Source organism: Pseudomonas sp. TWR1-1-3, from assembly GCF_049896805.1.
Lineage (GTDB): Bacteria > Pseudomonadota > Gammaproteobacteria > Pseudomonadales > Pseudomonadaceae > Aquipseudomonas > Aquipseudomonas bubulae.
In genome coordinates, this window is the sequence record NZ_JAFCUZ010000001.1 from 1,386,160 (window position 1) to 1,402,952 (window position 16,793).

Sequence of the window (16,793 nt, forward strand, 5' to 3'; positions counted from 1 at the left end):
GACTCCACTGCATCAGGAGACTCAGCATGGGCAGACGCCTATCCCCCTTTGCACACGGCAGCCGCCGTGCTGCTGATACTTGTACGCTCTCGCTGAAGTGGTGTTATCAACTGCTGCTGGATCTGGGGGGACATCGTAGCTTTATCAACCGCCACGGTCTGAGCGAGGATGATTTGGCTCACGAGTTGGGCCTGGCCGAATGGTTAGACGATGACCAGTACAGCCCTGCCCTGGCGCTGACGACACTGCGCACCCGCGCTCGCGCCTTCAATGCCGAGCACATGACAGCCCTCTATCCGAACAACCTACAGAGCAACCTGGAGGCGCTTGGGGCACTGTTAGGCTTGGGTGAGTCAGGACTGCAAGTACTCGGTTTCTGCGTGCTGATGCACAGCGACCCAACACTCAGTGATGCCACAGACCAACTGGGCATGTTGGGGCTCAACCGGGCAATGAAAGTGCTGTCTGTTCTATTGGGATTACCGCTGGCAGAAGTCGAGGCATGCCTGGCACACAATAGTCCACTGATGCGCACGGGCCTGCTGGATCTGACCACCAATCACCGCGCCGTCATGGCACTGAGTTCAACCTTGTCGGTGAGTAATCCGGATCTGCCTGGCCTGCTACGTTTTAGCAAAGGCACACCGCTGGAGCTCTTCGCTTATGCGTTTCGTTTAAGCCCGCCAGGTAGCTTGAACAGGGAGCATTACCGTCATATCAGCCAAGCGCTCACGATCGCCGAGCGCTACCTGAGCAAATCCTTGGCCCAAGCGCGACAGGGCGTGAATATTTTGCTCTACGGCCCACCCGGCACAGGTAAAACTCAGCTTAGCCGGCTGATTGCTGAAACACTGGGCTGCGCGCTGTATGAAGTGGCCTGTACCGACAGCCAGGGCGATCCCGTCAGCGCCAAGCAACGTCTGTGCTCCTTGCGCGCGGCCAACAGCGTACTGCGTTCGCAACCTGCTCTGCTCGTGCTTGATGAAATCGAGGACATCTTCCAGGCCGCCCCTTCCGCGCCCAATAGCCATTCCCAGAAAGGCTGGATCAATCGCATGCTGGAAGAAAATAGCCAACCGTGTTTCTGGCTAAGCAACAGCATAGAGACTATTGATCAGGCACATATACGCCGTTTCGACCTGGTGATTGAAGTGCCCAATCCACCCTTGGCGCAGCGCAAACAAATGCTGCACACGTGCAGCGCCGGCAAGTTGAGCGAGGTCTTGATTGAACAGCTCTGCGCCCATGAGCAGATGACGCCGGCGGTTCTAGAGAGAGCCGTGCGCGTAGGGCGCAGCGTGTCACAACGCGCCAGCAAAGCACTGGACAACACGATTCGATCGATCGTCAATGGCACGCTCAAAGCGCAAGGCTTCGCTTCGCTACAACAGCACAGCAATGGTTTACCGAGCTTCTATTCGCCAGACTGGATCAATACCGACCTGCCCCTGCATGGTTTGATCGAAGGGCTGCGCGCCCATCCACAGGCGCGGCTGTGTTTTTACGGCCCGCCCGGTACAGGCAAAACCGCATTCGGCCATTGGCTGGCTCAGGAGCTGGGCAAACCTTTGATGGTCAAACGGGTTTCCGATCTGGTTTCCCCGTTTGTCGGGGTGACAGAGCAAAATATGGCACACGCCTTTGAACGCGCCCGGCAAGAGGACGCGATTCTGTTGCTCGATGAAGTCGACAGCTTTTTGCAGGACCGACGCAAGGCGCGACAGGGCTGGGAGGTTACGACCGTCAATGAAATGCTCACTCAAATGGAGAATTATTCAGGCCTGTTTATTGCCTCCACCAACTTGATCACCGACCTGGACGAGGCCTCCTTGCGCCGCTTCGACCTGAAGGTGCATTTCGGTTACCTGACGACGGAGCAAGCCCAGGCATTATTTGCTGAACACCTCAAGGCTTTGGCACTAAAGGATCCACAGCATAATGCCGCCCGCCGCTTGCGCGCCGAGGCACATCTGACACCTGGCGACTTTGCAGCAGTCGCGCGCCGAGGCCGTTTCAACCCATTCACCAATGCCGACGAATTGGCCCGTGCACTGTTGGCCGAGTGTCGCTTGAAACCCACTGGGCAACAACGGCCCATCGGCTTCGTACATTAAGCCCATTAAAGGTTGCCGGATTGACGCCGATAGGTGAGCAACCGACTTTCTTACTGGCTATAGGCCAGCCTGCACCCTACAAGGATGATTCTCTTGCCTTCAGCCAAGACCCATAGCGCCCTGAGCCGTCAGTGGGAACTGCTACAGCACCTGCCCAAACGCGCACCTGGCATCACGGTGAGTGAACTGCTCAGTCGCTTGGTGAGCGCGGGTTACTCGATCAGCCGTCGCAGTGTCGAGCGCGACTTGCGTGATCTGTCCGTGGTGTTTCCCTTGCAGTGCAACAATGGCGGGACGCCTTTTGGCTGGTACTGGAAACCAGGCGTAAGCGTGGAATTGCAGGGCATTACACTGGCAGAGGCGGTCAGTCTGACCCTCGTCGAGGATGCGATCCGCCCCCTCTTGCCCGGCAGCATGTTGAGCGTACTGGAGCCACGATTCGAGCACGCCCGGCAAAAACTCAAAGGCCTTGAAGACGGCAACCCCACTGCCCGCTGGCCGGATAAAGTGGCCAGTGTTCGCCCGGACTTCAATCTGCACGCACCGCAAATCCTGGCTGAGACCCTGGAAGCCTTGCAGCACGCCGTGATTAGCGAACAACAAGTACACTGCCACTATTACTCGGCACACACCAATAAAATCAGCGAACTTACCCTCAACCCGCTGGCCATTGTTCAGCGCGGCTTAATCACCTACCTCATAGCGACGGCAGCGCCGTATACCGATGTTCGTCAATTCGCCGTGCATCGCTTTCGTGAAGTAACGGTACTCGACACTCAGTGCCAAGGGGTGGCGTCATTCGAGTTACATACCTACCTGGCCAGCGACGCCTTGCAATTTGGTAACCCGGAAAAAATCCTTTTCAAAGCGTGGGTCAGTGAACACCAGGCGCGTTTGATTCGAGAGACGCCCTTGAGCGCGGACATGGTGCTACAAGCACTGCCAGACGGTTTTCAGATACAGGCGACCGTCAGCAATACCTGGCAACTGCACTGGTGGATTCTCTCCTTGGGCGCTTCGTTGGTGGTGCATGAACCAGCGGCATTGCGACAGCAGGTGGGCGACACCTTGCGATTGGCCGCAGCAGCCTATGGCTCTGAAAGCAGTTCGAAGTCATCTGACTAGTAGGGCCAACTGGGCTCACGGAAAAGGCTCTGAAGCCTGATTGACAACGCTCATGTCAAAGCACGCTAGGAGGACATGAGTCATTGGCTGATGCTCCCCGCCTGATTGCCCAACCTCAGCAACTGCGGCAGACGCTCTGCCGCTTTACCAAGCAATACCAACACACCCTACTCATCAACTGGCTCCCGCACCACGTTGATATGCATCACTCGTGCCCCACACTGCCTGGCGATATAGGGGATTTGCGCCGTAGGGTGAACCAGCCCGATGTACCGACGCAAATTAATACGTCCGCCTCCTTAGCCACCGCCAGTGCTTGGCGCCACGCAGGTTGAGTCGTGACAGGGGTTCCGCGGGACGCATTGGCCAAGCCCCCCTAACGGCGTAATCGGGTAAACCATTGCGCCAACGTACGGTCAACGACGCCGGCTATCTGCCGGGTCAACACGTCACTGCCACAGCGCTCACACCGCTCACACCAGTCGAGGGGCCCCAGTGCATCACTGAGCGGTGCAACGGTTTTCTTCCAGTGACACGCCTGACATACAAAAGTGAAAGGCTGTGGTCGGATAGGCATGTTCTTGCTCCTCTGCCACGCCTGTAGGTGCACGTGGCTATGGGTCATTGTCTAAGGCTGAGAGGTTGATGGCACTAGGGCTTGCAGGTTTTCGAGCTTTCGCTGGAGCTGATCGACGTGTGCATTTTGCGCCTGGAGCGCCGCTCTTAACTCTCGATTTTCCTGCGCGTGCCAACCCACCCGCCGCTCGCGCTCTTGCGTGGTCACCTGCCAGTGCGTGAGCAAATGCCACGTTTTATGGCCTTGTGAATACAGTGCGCAAAGGATTGCCAACATCAGCCCCAAGACCGCAATTGCCACCCAATACTCAATACCCATAGCCTGCCCCACTGAATGCGACCTTGGAGGTGATGGGCGATGCACAGACCCAGCGCAATCCGCAAACCAAATCAGAGCCAAGCCACAGCAGGCGCTCAACTTCTGCTCGTGCGGTACTCGGAACAAAGCAGACATTTAATGTTGGGGGCATCTAGGCAGCCTTTACGTGAGTCATTCGATAGAAGGCATTATCACAATGGCTCACGACAGTTTGTGTCGTTACCGCGCCCACCTCTGCACTCCAGGTCAAAACTCCTGAATGCCGCCACTAAGGCACTCTGGGTCTGGGTAAATAAACGGCTATCACACCTTCCGAACTTCGCTAGATAAACCATTGAGGCTATCGGCTGGAGATGTCTATGGTGCTGGAGCAGTCCTCGTCAGGTCGTTATAACGGTAGAAGCAAGGCAGTGGAAGCAGGCGGTATATCTTAATCCCCTTCCCCATCTACAACAGGCTTAGGTGTTCGATCGAATCGATGTCGGTTGCTTCAACTTAAAAATCCGTCAGTAACATTTCTGAGCACTCTTGTTGCACATATCCCCGGATGGTCATTGTACAAGGCTGGCCAATGCTTGATCGGGCAGACGAGGGTGAAAAAGCGTGACCGCGACCATTTATCCCTTACTGCTTGGACGTCCCATTACCTGCAATTAAATTTGGTTGCATATAGACAGCGACATGTCCAAAGACGAAAAGCTTCTCGCCAAACTAATGAACGATCATGGCTCGTTCCCATGGCCCGAGCTTGTCACCCTGCTCCGACGCTTCGGCTATCGCCAAATAGAAGAATCTGGCAGCCGGGTTAAATTCGACAAGGGCGATCCCGCAGCGTTGATCAACCTGCACAAATCGCATCCGGGCAATAAACTCAAGGCCTATATCAAACGCCTGCTTGTCGAGCAGTTGAAATCAGGAGGTCTGATCCCATGAGCAACCAGATGAAATACAAGGGCTACTACGGCTCGATAGTGGCCAGTACAGAGGACAACTGCCTGTACGGCAAACTCTTGTTTATTCGCCCCCTGGTCAGCTATGAAGGTCAGACTGTCGCCGAACTTCAGGCTGCTTTTCATGAGGCGGTGGATGACTATCTGGAGCAGCACACTTGAGAAGTGCGGTGTCAAAGCTCTGAGTTGCGCCTCGAACCACATGCCCACCAACACAGAAAGGGCTGATGCGCCCGGCGCGCACGCAGACGGGCAAGCTCTCTGAAGGGGTTGATTCTGTCCAAATCCATGAAAGTGCTGTTCAGCGCCGTACCGCCCAGCCTATACCTGGTCATGGCGATGACCGAGCCAGAGGAAAAATACCAGCGTCACCAGTTGATGCAGGCCCATGATGTCGATGAACTGGACGCCGCGGATACTGGAGCCTGCCATTCATTTGCATTACATTCCAATCAATTACAACGCCGGAACCTTAGCCATGGCCAGCGATGTTCTGATCCAGACCCGTATCGACCCGGACGTGAAAGACCGCGCCACGGCCGTTCTGAGCAGCTTGGGGCTGACGGTCTCCGACGCCGTGCGCATTCTGCTTACCCATGTCGCCAACGAAGGCGCCCTACCCCTTGGGTTCACCACCGACCCCGCAACCTATGGCGCCTGGTTCCGTGCCAAGGTCCAGGAGGCACTGGACGATCCGCGCCCAGCTATCGCAGCAGAAGACGTGCAAACCCACTCCGCCAAACGCCATGCCATGGCCCTGCGCAAGCTGTCGGAAGGTGGCGTGGTGTGAAACTGGAGTGGTCGCCGTGGTCCTTGCAGGATTGCGATGCGATCTTCGATTTCATCGAGCAGCACAATCCACGCGAAACCATAGAAATAGATACCCGCATTGATGAGCAATCCCGACCCCTGATCCTGATACTTACCCATGAGTTGAAAAGGCTCCTGGAAGGTATTCAAGTCCAGGTTCTTGATCATTTTATTGTCAGTGAAGGCCAACCGTATTCATTTGCAGAGTCCGGTCACCTTTGATCACTGACTCTAGAATAAAGGTGCAATGCCCCAAAATCCACTGACCTTAACTGGAGACCCTGACGATGACTATCAGTACGTCGCACAGCTCTCGACTCAACTTGCGCACCACTGCGCAACAAGACGCCGTCCTGCGCAGGGCAGCCGAGTTGGCCAACACATCGTTGACTGATTTCATCCTCGACAGTGCCTGTCAGGTCGCGGAGCGGGACCTGCTCAGCAGTGAGCAGGCCCGGATATTTATCGAACGGCTGGAACAACCCGCACAGGATAATCTCGGGTTGCAGGACCTACTAAGCCGTCCTGCTCCCTGGAGCAACTGAGTCCCAGCGCGACTACAGTGCCCCTCTAAAATATGAGAACACGGCTTCCGTTGCTGCTAGCTACTAAAAGCGCCCAGATCGGGCGCTTTTTCATATTCATGTTCCGTGGCCTGCTGCCTGAACAACATGTGCCGTCGAGGCGGAAGAGCTCCTAGCAAACCATTTATGCCTTATCTGCTGAGCACCTTCCACACACCGGCCTGACAGTATGACTGCGTCCGAAATGCTCCCGGTGACTTGTGCACGCAGGTGCAAGATCTACAGATTGGCGACCCCGCCATCAACCAGCAATTCCGTTCCAACGACGAAACGTGATTCATCGGACGCGAGAAAAACAGCCGCCTTGGCCAGTTCCCACGGGGTTCCCATGCGACCGACAGGTACCAGTTCACGTATCTGTGCTCGTAAAACGTCCTGCTGCTCTGGGGCCAAACCCAATTTGTTCAGGGCAGGTGTTTCAGTCGGTCCGGGGCTCAGGCCGTTGACCCGGATCCCGCGCCCCAGCAACTCTCCCGACAACGTGCGTGCCAGTGATAGCAAGCCCGCCTTGCTCGCGGCATAGGCACTGCTTTGCGGCAAACCAATATGGGCGCTGGTTGAGCCACACAAGATCACCGACGCCGGGTTGGCCAGCAGCGGCAACAACGACTGGATCAGGAAAAATGGCCCCTTCAGATTGACAGCCATGAGTCGATCCCACACTTCCTCGCTCCACTCCTGCAAAGGCAAATGGGTCACGTCGCCCGCGTTGGCGTAGACCACATCGAGTCGCGGCCAGTTCTGCGCCAATGCTTGTGCCAGGCGGCGCTGATCATCCATATCACCGGCATCACACTTTATCGCCAGAACGGTATCACCCAGCTCATGCCTTGCGCTCGCGAGTCCCTGTTCGTTTCGTCCCGTAATGGCAACCGTCGCACCTTCAGCCAAAAACTGGCGTGCTGTTTCCAGGCCAATTCCGCTGGTACCACCTGTGACCAAGGCGAACTTGTCTTGCAATCGCTTCATGCTTGCTTCCCCATGGTTCTGTTGAGAAAGCAGCAGTATTTCCCCTACAGTATCCTTTGGATAGTAGGCACCAATTGGATACTAAAGAGGCCAATGGAAAGTCATGTCGTTTGAAAACGCTCCAGAAAGCACGCAGCTGCCAGCGCCTGTGAGCCCGGGCGAACCTTGCCCAATGGTGCAGTTCGTCAATCTTGTTTCCGGCAAGTGGGCCATTCCGATCCTGTATCGGCTGATGGTGTTCGACGCGCCTGTGCGTTTTAGCAACCTGCAACGCGCCGTGGCACCGATCACGCAGAAGGAATTGACCCGCCAATTGCGTCTGTTCGAACACCGCAACCTTGTTCAGCGTACGGTGTATGCCGAAGTACCACCCCGCGTGGAATACCAAATCACCGAACTGGGCAAGTCATTGCAGCCAACGCTGGATTCTCTGGCAAGCTGGATGCGGGAGAACGCCGGGCAATGGGTTGATGATTGAAAACAGAGATTAACCCATTGCCCGAACTGAACGAGTAAAACAGTCTCTCTTGTCCGCTCGACAATTGTCCCATCATGCTGCGAATCCTCCCGCTGGCCGATGACCTGATTTTGCCGCAGGCCAGTCAGGAGATCTACTTTTTCACAGAATCGGCCAGAAGCAGCCATTCGCGGCCATGTTCAGATCACTTTGCACATCAACCACGCCGCCCAAAGAAGGCTGATGAAGAAACGGGTAGCGTTTCCAAATCCGGCGTCATGCAAGAGTCTTTGAACCGCTGCCTCGGAATGTGGAGGATCAGCGCCTAGAAGGATTTTCCCGAGCTTCACATTCACTTCATCCGCGCTGGCTCGATGCTGCCGCCACCGTTGCCCCCAGGCCGCTAGTAGTAACAGCTGGCTGGCATAGCCAGCAGCAGTTGTTGCCGTGTAATCGAAATGGGTTTGCCCTGCTTGCCGCCGTTGCATTCAATGGTGGTGATCCAGCCGCTTTGGGGGAAGACCTGCTTGACCGAGTCCACCAGGTACTCGCCATCAAGACCGGTTTTAAAGCCCTGGGCGCTGATGCTGCGCGCGGCAAAACGATCGGTGCGGCCGGGCATTTCCAGGCGTACCGCAGCGGTGGAGCGGTTGAAGGCAAACAGCCGGGGCTTGGTCGTTGTCCAGGGGGATGATAGCCAACTTACCGGTTTTTTGTCCTGATGCTGGGTGGTGGGCCGGACAACTCGACCTCGTCCACGGTGTAACGCCCAAGACGGGTTAAAGCGGTGCCGCTGTAACCGAGAAATACCTCAATGCTAGCCCAGCTCAAAGCCGTCGGATTCCATTCCGGGTTTGTTGATGGGGCGCAGTAGCAGCAGGCGGTCGTTGAGCAAGGTGGTGGTGTCGGCACCGTCGGCGATGATGCTGAAGGTGGAGTTCATGCAGACTACTGCCGGGAAAGATCCCACATAAAACGCGGATTAGAGGAAGGTTTAAAAGGCTCTAAAAAAAGCTAGTTTTGCTGCGCGCCATCGGTCTCTTTCTCACCAGTCACGGCTTGCCTGCTTATTTTTTTGTGAGTACGATAAAATAATGATCGTTTTCGACGAAGTAAAACGCCAAACCAACCTTGCCAAGCATGGTCTGGATCTGGCGGATGCAGGCTTGGTGTACCACGCGCCGAACAAGATCACGCTCTGCTCGCCGCGTCAGGGTGAACACCGGTTGATGGACGTGGCGATGGTCGAGATCGTGAATATCGTCCTTGTGCTCGTCTACGTTGAATGCGACCAGGACATCCGCGCAATTTCTTTGCGCCGCGCGTCAAAACAGGAGAGAAGATATTATGCAAACCTCCAGCAAGACTGACTGGGAACGGGTCAAACGCGAAGCGGCTGCCGATGCGCCAATCGCTCGGGAGCCCGGAGGGCTGTATGACCCTAATGATCCGGCAGCTGTTGACGCCTTTTTTGAGCAGACAACGGTGCGCCGCCGTGGCGAGCGCGGTCCGCAAAAAGCGCCGGTCAAGGAGCGGGTCACCTTGCGTCTTTCACCTGAGGTAGTGGACTACTTCAAGGCTGGCGGCAGTGGCTGGCAAACGCGGCTGGATCAAGCGTTGCAGCAATATGTGCAAGAGCATCAACGTTAATGATTTGCCCTGTTTGCGGTGTCGCTGCGCTTGTTCATGAAACCCGTGACCTGCCCTACTCCGATAGGAAAGAATCCACCTGGATACTGGCGGTGACGGGCGACTTCTGCCCGGCCTGCGGGGACGCTCTTCTGGATACCAGAGAATCGGCCCGTGTCAGCACCGCGATGTTGGCTTTCAAAGAGCAAATTGACGCGACCAACTGACCGAAGCGCCTACTACCCCCACAACATCACCCCCTTCTCACTCCGCACCACCAGATCCGGCAGGACAATCATCACCCCTGCCCGAAACGGCTGCACCTCATCGGACAGCCCCTGATTCGCATTGAGCACCGCCTCAATCGAGCCATTGAGGTGGCCGTAGTAGTTCTGGCAGATCGTGTCGAGCACGCGCCGCTAGCGGTTCTGCAGGTCGTCGCCATAGCCTACAAACTCCAGGGTAAAGGCTTGTTTGCGCGGGATGCCGCCCTGCAGGAAGGCGCCCTGCTCTTCTTCGATGCTTTTCAGACACCAGTTGCCCAGCACTTCGCCGTAGCCGGTTGTCAGGCCTAACGGCTGCAGTTGGGCGCCGATGCTGCGCAGGGTGTCCAGTTTTTTGAGTCCGCCCGAGACCCGGCGCAATCGCATGCTCAACATGATCGAGTGGTGGATCTTCCTGAACATGCCCCCGGACGAAGTTGAAAAAATCTCCCGTTTCCGCGAACTGACGCCCGCGCAAAAAGCCCTGATGCTCTCGGCGCGCAAAAAAAGCGGCAAATACACTGAAGGCGTCCTGCTCTCCAAGAGCATGGAAGTACTGTTCCGCGCGGTACCGCCCAGCCTGTACCTGGCGCTGGCCATGACCGAGTCGGAAGAAAAGAAAGAACGCTACGACCTCATGCAAAGCCAGGGAGTCAGCGAACTCGATGCCGCGATCCAGGTCGCCGCCCGTATCGACCGCTTGCGCGGAATCGAACCTCACGTCATTACCTTCCTCGAACCCATCACGGCCTTGGAGCCTCCGGTATGAGAACGCTAAATGGCCTGACCCAGAATTTGATAGAAAGCCTAGCCCTGTTGATGCAAAAGCCAGGGGAAGATGCGCTGCTGCGCACTCAATCTTGAGCGTCGCCGTTACGGAGAGCTCCGCGTATGCCCATTGATCTATTTTCCCCTCAGGTCACCACCGCAGCGCAGCATCCGATCTTCAAGATGATGACGAGGAAATCTATGGCCCTGAGCGCGCGGCGCTGTCTCAATGGGCCGAAGGTTTCGTAGATCGTGATGGGAAGTTCGTAAAGGAACTTCAAACCACCTTCGAATCTTCGTTTTGTGAGCTGTACCTGTTCGCAGCGCTTAAGGAATGGGGGCTGCCGTCTGATCCTCGTCATCATGCGCCTGATTTTGTCGTCGAGGGTGAAGTCCCATTTTGCCTAGAAGCGACAATCGCAAATCCCTCGGCTGGCGGGCAGCCTGCTTACGGCTTCTCTATGCCCCCCCCAAAGACTTTACCGACTTCAACATCGAATCCACCTTGCGGATCTGCAACAGCCTCGATACGAAAGTCAGGAAGTACAGGAACAGCTACTCAAAACTGGAGCACGTTCAAGACAAGCCCTTCGTCATCGGTCTCGCATCATTCGACAGACCGCACGCGCATTTTGCAGCTGGGCGTCCGATCATGGCTGCGCTTTACGGGCTCTATCACGATGAAGCCGCGACCACGCCCGGGGATACTCACGTTGCTTCTTACAACGTCACAGCAGCCCCAAAAAATGCCAACACCAACATCGAAGTGGGGTTATTTTGCGATGACACTTATGCGGACGTTTCCGCTGTCGTCTACAGCAGTCTCGCGACCTGAGGGAAATTGAGGGCGTTGGCTGATAATTCTGATGCAATGTCCGCGTACTTCACGCTTCACCCCAATCCGGGCAACCTGTTACCGATCATGCGTTCAGCGATGAAGAAAGACTACAGCGAGCACCTGATGGATGGGCTGTATGTGCTCCACAATCCCTTCGCTCGGCATCCCCTGCCATCGGGACTGCTGAGCCACCCTCGCCTGTGCGAAGTCAACGCCGTGTCGGACGGCGAGCTCATCATGGACTGCCCCCGACGATTTCCTGCTGCTGAGAATGATCAAAACGATAAAAGTGACTGACGTCCCCGGGCAGGCGTGACCATGGCCAACGCTTCAGGGCGGCGAGATGGGTGGCCAGCCTACTTAGAAACTGCTTAACCAGAAGCTCAGCGGATTGCGGGATCTCGATTGTAAATTCGTCCTTCGAAACTGAACACGTCGCGCGGCCTGATTCGATCATCGGTGTCACATAGCGTCGTGTAGAAGCTATCGACCGGGTCCAGTAACCGAAGGTCTTCTTCGCCATTAATGCCAACTCGAATCACTTCAATGTCGTAGAAGCCATCTGAGCGCGGGACGCTACGCAGCGTGCTTTCCCATCCCTTGTTGTCCAACGACTGAAAAACGATCAGTTCGAGCACCTGTTGGAATCTATCGCCCATAAGAACGTGCAATGACTTACGACCGACCGACAGACCTTGGTTCGTGCTGCCATCCTGCTGTATCACACCAAACTTTGTTCTTGAGACAGGGATAACCGAGATCTCAGGCGGCTCACCCCATCCACCGCCTTGGAATACGCCAATATCTTCGCTTACGAGTGACCAGCCTGCATTTTTCTTGTGGTACTCGAAAAAACTGATATGCGGGGCGCAGGCATGGCAGTCATCACCAACAGTTTTCGTACTGTAGGCCAAGACAATGCCATCTTTGTCGGGGTAATGGAGGTTGTACTCGCCTGCGAAGTAATGCCCATAAGGTTTCTCGAGGTCAGGCACGAGAGCTTCCCAGTCAGCCTCATTGAGGAGCCTTTCGGCTATCTGCCGAGCCGCCAGCCCGTTCCACTTTCCCGGAATATCCGCTACCTCCGGAGGCGCAGGGGCTGAAGCGTGATAGTGGTTCGTCAAGGTTACCTGACTGTGCGTGGCATTAACCAAGGTGCTTTTTTCGCCTGCGGTTTGATTTACAGACGGGTTCGAGGCGTCCTCTGAGGTTGGATTTTTTTTCCTCCATGGGCGCTTCACAATAAATAGGATAAAGCTGCCAACAGCTGTAGCAATGGTCGCGGCGGCTCCCACGTTCTGCACACTGAAAATATCCATATCGGTCGACATTACGAATCCGTAACTAGGTTTCGCCAGCGTTGCTGCTAAGGTGCGGCGGGCCTGATTGATTAAGGCGCGTAGGATGCTCTACCCCGCTAGGTCAAATCAATCGCTCATCTACCTTGCGGGATGAACTGAGGCTGTACGCGGGCAGATACTTGCACCAGGCTCGAAGAAAACTCATCGCGCCTACGTTTGGGCCTATGCGACTACCTCGGCTGCCGATATTAAGGCAGTGGTTTACGACTTCAGCCCTTGTCGTTCGGGCGAGTATGCCCGCTACTTTCTGGGAGCCTGGAAAGGCAAGTTAGTCTGCGACGAATACGGCGGCTACCAGGCCAGCTTTGCTCTGGGCGTGACTAAAATCGGCTGCATGGCCCATGCCCGGCAAGTTTTACGAGTTACACGCCACCAAAAAAGCATCCTCGCGGAACAGGCATTTCAGTTGTGCCTAAAAACCAACAAGGAGACGTGGACCGCAATCTAAACCTCAACATGCCGCCACCTTGACAGCTTCTGTCACGTCCACCTTGGCATCGTCCAGCCCTGCCGCATGGCGGGCCACTCGCCAGCCAAAAACAATCGCCGGCCCCAGGGTCGTGCCCGGGCCTGGGTAAGTGCCGCGGAAAATCGAGGCCAAGTCATTCCCGCAGGCATAAAGTCCTTCTATCACCTTACCCCGGATGTCCAGCACCTGACCGTCGGCGTTGCTGTTCAGGCCGGCGCTGCAGGCAAGGTCGGCCGGTTGCACAGTGACTGCGTAATAGGGGCCCTCGCCCAGCGGGCGCACGCAGGGGTTGGGCGTTTGCTGCGGGTCGCCGTTGTGGCGGTTCATGGGACTGCTGCCACGCTTGAACACCGGGTCGTCGCCGCGTGCGGCGGAGACGTTGTAGGTGTTGACCGTGCTCGCAAGTCCCTCGGCATCAACCTTAAGCTTGCTGGCAAGCTCGGCAAGGGTGCGGCCTTTAACCAGGTAGCCAGCCTTTACGAAGCTGGCGATATTGACGGCGCTGCGTAGCGGCATCACCAGGCCCAGGCCGTAGCGGCGCAAGAATATTTCGTCGCAGATAAGGTGGGAAGTGGCGCTGCCATCGGCGAGCATGCCCATGACGAAGTCGTGGTAGGAGTCGGACTCATTGACGAAGCGCAAGCCCCGGCCATTCACAGCGATCAGCCCTGGTTTGGCGCGGTCTAGCAGGATGTGTGGCCAGACGGCCTGATAGCCATCCTTACCTGTGCGGATCGAGCAGGGCATCCACAGACCGGGGCTGTCGTGGCCGTTGTCGAGCTGGGCGTTGGCCTTCAGCGCGCGGTCGATGCCGTCGCCGGTATGGGTCGTGGGCGCCAGTGAAAGGGGTTGGGCCGCAGCCGGGAACAATTGCTTACGCAAGGTCGGGTGGCGGGTCACTCCACCGGTAGCCAACACCACACCACGGCGGGCGCGGATGCGCTGGGACTGGCCGTTGTGCAGCACCACGGCGCCCACCACCTGGCCGTTTTCCAGGATCAATTCGTGCAAGGGGGTTTCATAACGAATTGCCACGTTGCGCTGGCGCAGGCTATAGAACAACCGGGCGACCAGAGCGTTGCCCATGACCAGGTTTGTGCCGCGAGGGTAACTCAGGCGGTCGATGCAATAGCGGCCGACCACACTCAGGGTGCGGGTCAGGTTTTTCATCGAGGCAAATGGCGACAGCAGCGCATCCAAGTCGGCGCGCGGCACCATCATACCGCCAAGCCCCATGAACTCCCGGCGTGGTGGTCGCACGCGGGCGAAGTCTTTGCCCAGTAACCTGCCGTCGAACGCAAGTGGTGCCAGGGCTCTGCCCCCGAACGCTGCGCCTGGGCCGCTGACGTAGTCGGGGTGGGCGGCTGCAGCCACGAATTTCACTTCGCTGATGCGCTCCAACTCATCAATTGCCTGCGGCCCGCTGGCCAGAAAGGCTTCGCGCAAGGCTTCACCACCGCGCTCAGCGACCACTGCCTTGAGGAAGGTGGCGGCATCCACCACGGTGTCCGGCACCCCGGCGCGCCGGCTCTGGGTGGTGCCGGGCACCCATGTGGTACCGCCCGAGGTCGCACTGATACCGCCCACGACCGCGGTCTTTTCACACAGCAACACGTCCAGCCCGTGGTGGTTAGCCATCAATGCGGTAGTCATGCCCGCAGTGCCTGCACCGAACACCAACAGGTCGACTTCCTGGTCCCAGTGCGGGGGGGTGTGGTTGATGGTGTTCTTCATGATTTCTCCTCAATGGTCAGGGCGAAGGTCTTGGCTGCAAACGACATGGTGGATACTTCGAAGGTTAAGGCCAGTAGTCTGGGCGTGTGGTTATTCGTAGGCTGTGGCCCCAGCCAGGTGGCGGCCGGCGATATAGCCGAACGTGGCGGCTGGCCCCAGGTTGATACCGCCAGCTGGGTAGTGGCCGCCCATGATGCTGGCCATGTCGGATCCAGCTGAATAAAGACCCGCGATCGGCTGCCCTTCACGATTAAGGACTTGCGCATGGGCATTGGTCTTGAGGCCCGCGAAGGTGCCGAAGCAGCCCGCTTCGACCTTCACCGCATAGAATGGACCCTGCTCGATCGGCGCTACGCAAGGGTTGGGCTTGTGCTGCGCATCACCCTGTTTGCGGTTGTAAGGTGTAGTACCGCGACCGAACTGCAGGTCTGCACCGTTGCGGGCGTGGCGGTTGTACTCGGCCAAGGTCTGGCTGAGACCTATGGGGTCAATGCCGCACGCCGTCGCCAACGCCTCGATGGAGTGGCCGGTCTTCAGATAGCCGGTGCGAATGAACGGCTCAACTGGCAGTGGGAATGGCCGGGAAACACCCAGCCCGTAACGCCGCTGAAATGCGTGCGTGCAGATCAACCAGGAGGCGACCTCGGTGCCGGGCGCGGCGGCGACCATCGCAGCAACATAGTCGTAGTAACCATTGGCCTCATTGACGAAACGCTTGCCGTTGGCGAGGACGCCGATGATGCCCGGCTTGCCACGTTCGATAATGTGCGGGAAGTGGCCGACGCTACCGTCCTTGTAGGGCACTCGCGACACGGGAGCCCAGGCGGCGGGACTCACTAGGTTATCGGCGACCTGTCCGCCGACGCTCTCGCCCAAGCGCAAACCGTCACCATTGACGCCCAGCGGCGGCAACGCCAGATGCTCATGGCCGGTTGGCGTGCGCGGGAAGAGTGCCTTTCGTCGTTCGATGTCATTGGCAAAGCCACCCGCAGCCAGCACCACGCCCTTGCGTGCACGAATGGCGATGCGGCCCTTTGCGGTTTCGACCACGGCCCCTGTGACGCGGTCGTGCTCATGGATCAGCCCGGTGGCCGGTGCCGATTCCCATAGCTGGACGCCAAGGTCTTCGGCCGACTTGGCCAGGCGGGCAATCAGAGCGACGCCGTTGACCAGGTACATGGCCCGCCCCTTGAGTGTCAGGTCGATCAAGTGTTTGCCGAAGCGTTTGATCACATGCAGCAGCGACGGCCACGAGCGCGTCAGGGTAAGGAAAGCCGTCAGGTCACGGCCAGCCATGATTGGCATGCCCATGAATGAGGTTTCGCGCATGGTCTTGCGCAGCCGATTGAGCAGTTTGCCTGCCTCGTAGGCATTGTAGGGCGCGGCGATCACCGACCTTCCGCCGGTACCGGCGCCAGGTGTGTCACCGTGAATGTCGGCAATGGCGTTGCCGTCGGCGAATTGCAATGCAGTATGGCGCTCGAAAAATGAGACCATGTTGGGTGCTGCTTCGAGAAAGGCATCGATCATCGCCGGATCGAAATGTTCACCCAATTCGTGTTCGAGGTAGGTGCGCGGTAGACAGCGGTCTTCAATGATCCCGGCACGCTGCGCCAGCGGATTGCAGGGCACCCACATCCAGCCACCGGACCAGGCAGTGGCACCGCCGAACACCTCGTCCTTCTCGACCACGATCACCCGCTGGCCATGCCAAGCGGCGGTCACGGCTGCGCTGAGTCCGGCTGCGCCGGAGCCAATGACCAGGACATCGCAGTCCACCGTGGCGTGCAGGGAAGTGTCGGCATGCATTCAGCAGTCTCCTAGTGT

The 16,793-nt window shown here is 57.4% G+C and carries 18 protein-coding genes and 7 pseudogenes; 16 read left to right on the forward strand and 9 right to left on the reverse strand.

All coding sequences use genetic code 11. From position 1 onward, the window contains the following. Nucleotides 1–26: 26 nt before the first annotated feature. Entirely contained in the window at nt 27–2,114 is a 2,088-nt protein-coding gene (locus tag ACP7BE_RS06195) for an AAA family ATPase (RefSeq protein WP_426105166.1), read from the forward strand. Nucleotides 2,115–2,207: 93 nt separating this feature from the next. Continuing rightward, entirely contained in the window at nt 2,208–3,239 is a 1,032-nt protein-coding gene (locus ACP7BE_RS06200) for a helix-turn-helix transcriptional regulator (RefSeq protein WP_176465204.1), read from the forward strand. 376 nt (nt 3,240–3,615) lie between these two features. On the opposite strand, the gene ACP7BE_RS06205 is transcribed toward ACP7BE_RS06200, so the two are convergent. Continuing rightward, complete coding sequence (locus tag ACP7BE_RS06205) at nt 3,616–3,816, reverse strand: hypothetical protein (RefSeq protein WP_095023675.1); 201 nt, start codon at nt 3,814–3,816, stop codon at nt 3,616–3,618. A gap of 999 nt (nt 3,817–4,815) precedes the next feature. Here ACP7BE_RS06205 and ACP7BE_RS06210 point away from each other — a divergent pair. The 6 genes and pseudogenes from ACP7BE_RS06210 to ACP7BE_RS06235 all read left to right on the forward strand — a co-directional run bounded on the left by ACP7BE_RS06210 (nt 4,816) and on the right by ACP7BE_RS06235 (nt 6,439). Then, nucleotides 4,816–5,067: a type II toxin-antitoxin system HicA family toxin gene (locus ACP7BE_RS06210; protein ID WP_426105169.1), complete on the forward strand. Its 252-nt coding sequence runs from the start codon at nt 4,816–4,818 to the stop codon at nt 5,065–5,067. Further along, nucleotides 5,064–5,231 (forward strand): annotated as a pseudogene (locus ACP7BE_RS06215) (type II toxin-antitoxin system HicB family antitoxin); the annotation flags it as partial. The gene ACP7BE_RS06210 and the pseudogene ACP7BE_RS06215, both read left to right, overlap by 4 nt. Nucleotides 5,232–5,296: 65 nt before the next feature. Then, nucleotides 5,297–5,498 (forward strand): annotated as a pseudogene (locus tag ACP7BE_RS06220) (conjugative transfer ATPase); the annotation flags it as partial. Between the two features lie 64 nt (nt 5,499–5,562). Further along, entirely contained in the window at nt 5,563–5,874 is a 312-nt protein-coding gene (locus tag ACP7BE_RS06225; protein WP_426105171.1) for a type II toxin-antitoxin system RelB/DinJ family antitoxin, read from the forward strand. Next, entirely contained in the window at nt 5,871–6,116 is a 246-nt protein-coding gene (locus tag ACP7BE_RS06230; protein ID WP_426105173.1) for a JAB domain-containing protein, read from the forward strand. Before ACP7BE_RS06225 ends, ACP7BE_RS06230 begins: the two co-directional genes overlap by 4 nt. 65 nt (nt 6,117–6,181) lie before the next feature. Continuing rightward, complete coding sequence (locus tag ACP7BE_RS06235) at nt 6,182–6,439, forward strand: DUF1778 domain-containing protein (RefSeq protein ID WP_426105175.1); 258 nt, start codon at nt 6,182–6,184, stop codon at nt 6,437–6,439. Nucleotides 6,440–6,697: 258 nt separating this feature from the next. On the opposite strand, the gene ACP7BE_RS06240 is transcribed toward ACP7BE_RS06235, so the two are convergent. Next, nucleotides 6,698–7,447, reverse strand: coding sequence for an SDR family oxidoreductase (locus ACP7BE_RS06240; protein ID WP_426105177.1), 750 nt, complete (start codon nt 7,445–7,447; stop codon nt 6,698–6,700). A 103-nt stretch (nt 7,448–7,550) separates the two neighbouring features. Here ACP7BE_RS06240 and ACP7BE_RS06245 point away from each other — a divergent pair, with 103 nt between their 5' ends. After that, nucleotides 7,551–7,925 carry a winged helix-turn-helix transcriptional regulator gene (locus tag ACP7BE_RS06245; protein ID WP_426105179.1) on the forward strand — a complete coding sequence of 125 codons (375 nt, stop codon included), beginning with the start codon at nt 7,551–7,553 and terminating at the stop codon, nt 7,923–7,925. A gap of 179 nt (nt 7,926–8,104) precedes the next feature. On the opposite strand, the pseudogene ACP7BE_RS06250 reads toward ACP7BE_RS06245, so the two are convergent. Both ACP7BE_RS06250 and ACP7BE_RS06255 read right to left on the reverse strand, forming a co-directional pair. Beyond that, a pseudogene (locus ACP7BE_RS06250) lies at nt 8,105–8,332 on the reverse strand (SAM-dependent methyltransferase); the annotation flags it as partial. Then, nucleotides 8,308–8,847: pseudogene (locus ACP7BE_RS06255) on the reverse strand (hypothetical protein). The pseudogenes ACP7BE_RS06250 and ACP7BE_RS06255, both read right to left, overlap by 25 nt. 151 nt (nt 8,848–8,998) lie before the next feature. Between ACP7BE_RS06255 and ACP7BE_RS06260 the strand changes: the two are divergent. The 3 genes from ACP7BE_RS06260 to ACP7BE_RS06270 are packed head-to-tail and all read left to right on the forward strand — an operon-like array spanning nt 8,999 to nt 9,760. Next, entirely contained in the window at nt 8,999–9,274 is a 276-nt protein-coding gene (locus ACP7BE_RS06260) for a BrnT family toxin (protein WP_095023667.1), read from the forward strand. Beyond that, complete coding sequence (locus ACP7BE_RS06265) at nt 9,252–9,554, forward strand: BrnA antitoxin family protein (protein ID WP_218723174.1); 303 nt, start codon at nt 9,252–9,254, stop codon at nt 9,552–9,554. The genes ACP7BE_RS06260 and ACP7BE_RS06265 overlap by 23 nt, the downstream gene beginning before the upstream one ends. Beyond that, on the forward strand, nt 9,554–9,760 hold the full coding sequence (locus tag ACP7BE_RS06270) for a type II toxin-antitoxin system MqsA family antitoxin (protein ID WP_296302425.1): 207 nt from the start codon (nt 9,554–9,556) through the stop codon (nt 9,758–9,760). Before ACP7BE_RS06265 ends, ACP7BE_RS06270 begins: the two co-directional genes overlap by 1 nt. A gap of 12 nt (nt 9,761–9,772) precedes the next feature. On the opposite strand, the pseudogene ACP7BE_RS06275 reads toward ACP7BE_RS06270, so the two are convergent. Continuing rightward, nucleotides 9,773–9,978, reverse strand: a pseudogene (locus tag ACP7BE_RS06275) (tail protein X). Further along, nucleotides 9,953–10,162 (reverse strand): annotated as a pseudogene (locus ACP7BE_RS06280) (phage tail protein); the annotation flags it as partial. The pseudogenes ACP7BE_RS06275 and ACP7BE_RS06280, both read right to left, overlap by 26 nt. A 19-nt stretch (nt 10,163–10,181) precedes the next feature. Between ACP7BE_RS06280 and ACP7BE_RS06285 the strand changes: the two are divergent. The 3 genes and pseudogenes from ACP7BE_RS06285 to ACP7BE_RS06295 form a co-directional block, all read left to right on the forward strand. After that, nucleotides 10,182–10,565, forward strand: a pseudogene (locus ACP7BE_RS06285) (conjugative transfer ATPase); the annotation flags it as partial. Between the two features lie 399 nt (nt 10,566–10,964). Further along, entirely contained in the window at nt 10,965–11,399 is a 435-nt protein-coding gene (locus ACP7BE_RS06290; RefSeq protein WP_426105182.1) for a hypothetical protein, read from the forward strand. Between the two features lie 15 nt (nt 11,400–11,414). Further along, a complete protein-coding gene (locus ACP7BE_RS06295) occupies nt 11,415–11,699 on the forward strand; it encodes a hypothetical protein (RefSeq protein WP_426105184.1) in 285 nt (94 codons plus the stop codon). Nucleotides 11,700–11,785: 86 nt separating this feature from the next. Here ACP7BE_RS06295 and ACP7BE_RS06300 read toward each other — a convergent pair whose 3' ends face one another. Further along, nucleotides 11,786–12,733: a hypothetical protein gene (locus ACP7BE_RS06300; RefSeq protein WP_426105186.1), complete on the reverse strand. Its 948-nt coding sequence runs from the start codon at nt 12,731–12,733 to the stop codon at nt 11,786–11,788. A 145-nt stretch (nt 12,734–12,878) separates the two neighbouring features. Between ACP7BE_RS06300 and ACP7BE_RS06305 the strand changes: the two genes are divergently transcribed. Continuing rightward, complete coding sequence (locus tag ACP7BE_RS06305; RefSeq protein ID WP_426105369.1) at nt 12,879–13,211, forward strand: IS66 family transposase; 333 nt, start codon at nt 12,879–12,881, stop codon at nt 13,209–13,211. Nucleotides 13,212–13,214: 3 nt separating this feature from the next. On the opposite strand, the gene ACP7BE_RS06310 is transcribed toward ACP7BE_RS06305, so the two are convergent. Next, nucleotides 13,215–14,966 carry an FAD-dependent oxidoreductase gene (locus tag ACP7BE_RS06310; protein ID WP_426105188.1) on the reverse strand — a complete coding sequence of 584 codons (1,752 nt, stop codon included), beginning with the start codon at nt 14,964–14,966 and terminating at the stop codon, nt 13,215–13,217. 90 nt (nt 14,967–15,056) lie between these two features. Then, a complete protein-coding gene (locus ACP7BE_RS06315; RefSeq protein WP_218723181.1) occupies nt 15,057–16,775 on the reverse strand; it encodes an FAD-dependent oxidoreductase in 1,719 nt (572 codons plus the stop codon). Nucleotides 16,776–16,793 lie beyond the last annotated feature (18 nt).

Excerpts from the sequence above, each read along its gene's own strand:
- ACP7BE_RS06205 (WP_095023675.1), bottom strand. The coding sequence starts at position 3,816 with ATGCCTATCCGACCACAGCCTTTCACTTTTGTATGTCAGGCGTGTCAC.
- ACP7BE_RS06315 (WP_218723181.1), bottom strand. The coding sequence starts at position 16,775 with ATGCATGCCGACACTTCCCTGCACGCCACGGTGGACTGCGATGTCCTG.
- ACP7BE_RS06210 (WP_426105169.1), top strand. The coding sequence starts at position 4,816 with ATGTCCAAAGACGAAAAGCTTCTCGCCAAACTAATGAACGATCATGGC.
- ACP7BE_RS06195 (WP_426105166.1), top strand. The coding sequence starts at position 27 with ATGGGCAGACGCCTATCCCCCTTTGCACACGGCAGCCGCCGTGCTGCT.
- ACP7BE_RS06240 (WP_426105177.1), bottom strand. The coding sequence starts at position 7,447 with ATGAAGCGATTGCAAGACAAGTTCGCCTTGGTCACAGGTGGTACCAGC.
- ACP7BE_RS06265 (WP_218723174.1), top strand. The coding sequence starts at position 9,252 with ATGCAAACCTCCAGCAAGACTGACTGGGAACGGGTCAAACGCGAAGCG.
- ACP7BE_RS06270 (WP_296302425.1), top strand. The coding sequence starts at position 9,554 with ATGATTTGCCCTGTTTGCGGTGTCGCTGCGCTTGTTCATGAAACCCGT.
- ACP7BE_RS06235 (WP_426105175.1), top strand. The coding sequence starts at position 6,182 with ATGACTATCAGTACGTCGCACAGCTCTCGACTCAACTTGCGCACCACT.
- ACP7BE_RS06245 (WP_426105179.1), top strand. The coding sequence starts at position 7,551 with ATGTCGTTTGAAAACGCTCCAGAAAGCACGCAGCTGCCAGCGCCTGTG.
- ACP7BE_RS06300 (WP_426105186.1), bottom strand. The coding sequence starts at position 12,733 with ATGTCGACCGATATGGATATTTTCAGTGTGCAGAACGTGGGAGCCGCC.
- ACP7BE_RS06225 (WP_426105171.1), top strand. The coding sequence starts at position 5,563 with ATGGCCAGCGATGTTCTGATCCAGACCCGTATCGACCCGGACGTGAAA.
- ACP7BE_RS06260 (WP_095023667.1), top strand. The coding sequence starts at position 8,999 with ATGATCGTTTTCGACGAAGTAAAACGCCAAACCAACCTTGCCAAGCAT.
- ACP7BE_RS06310 (WP_426105188.1), bottom strand. The coding sequence starts at position 14,966 with ATGAAGAACACCATCAACCACACCCCCCCGCACTGGGACCAGGAAGTC.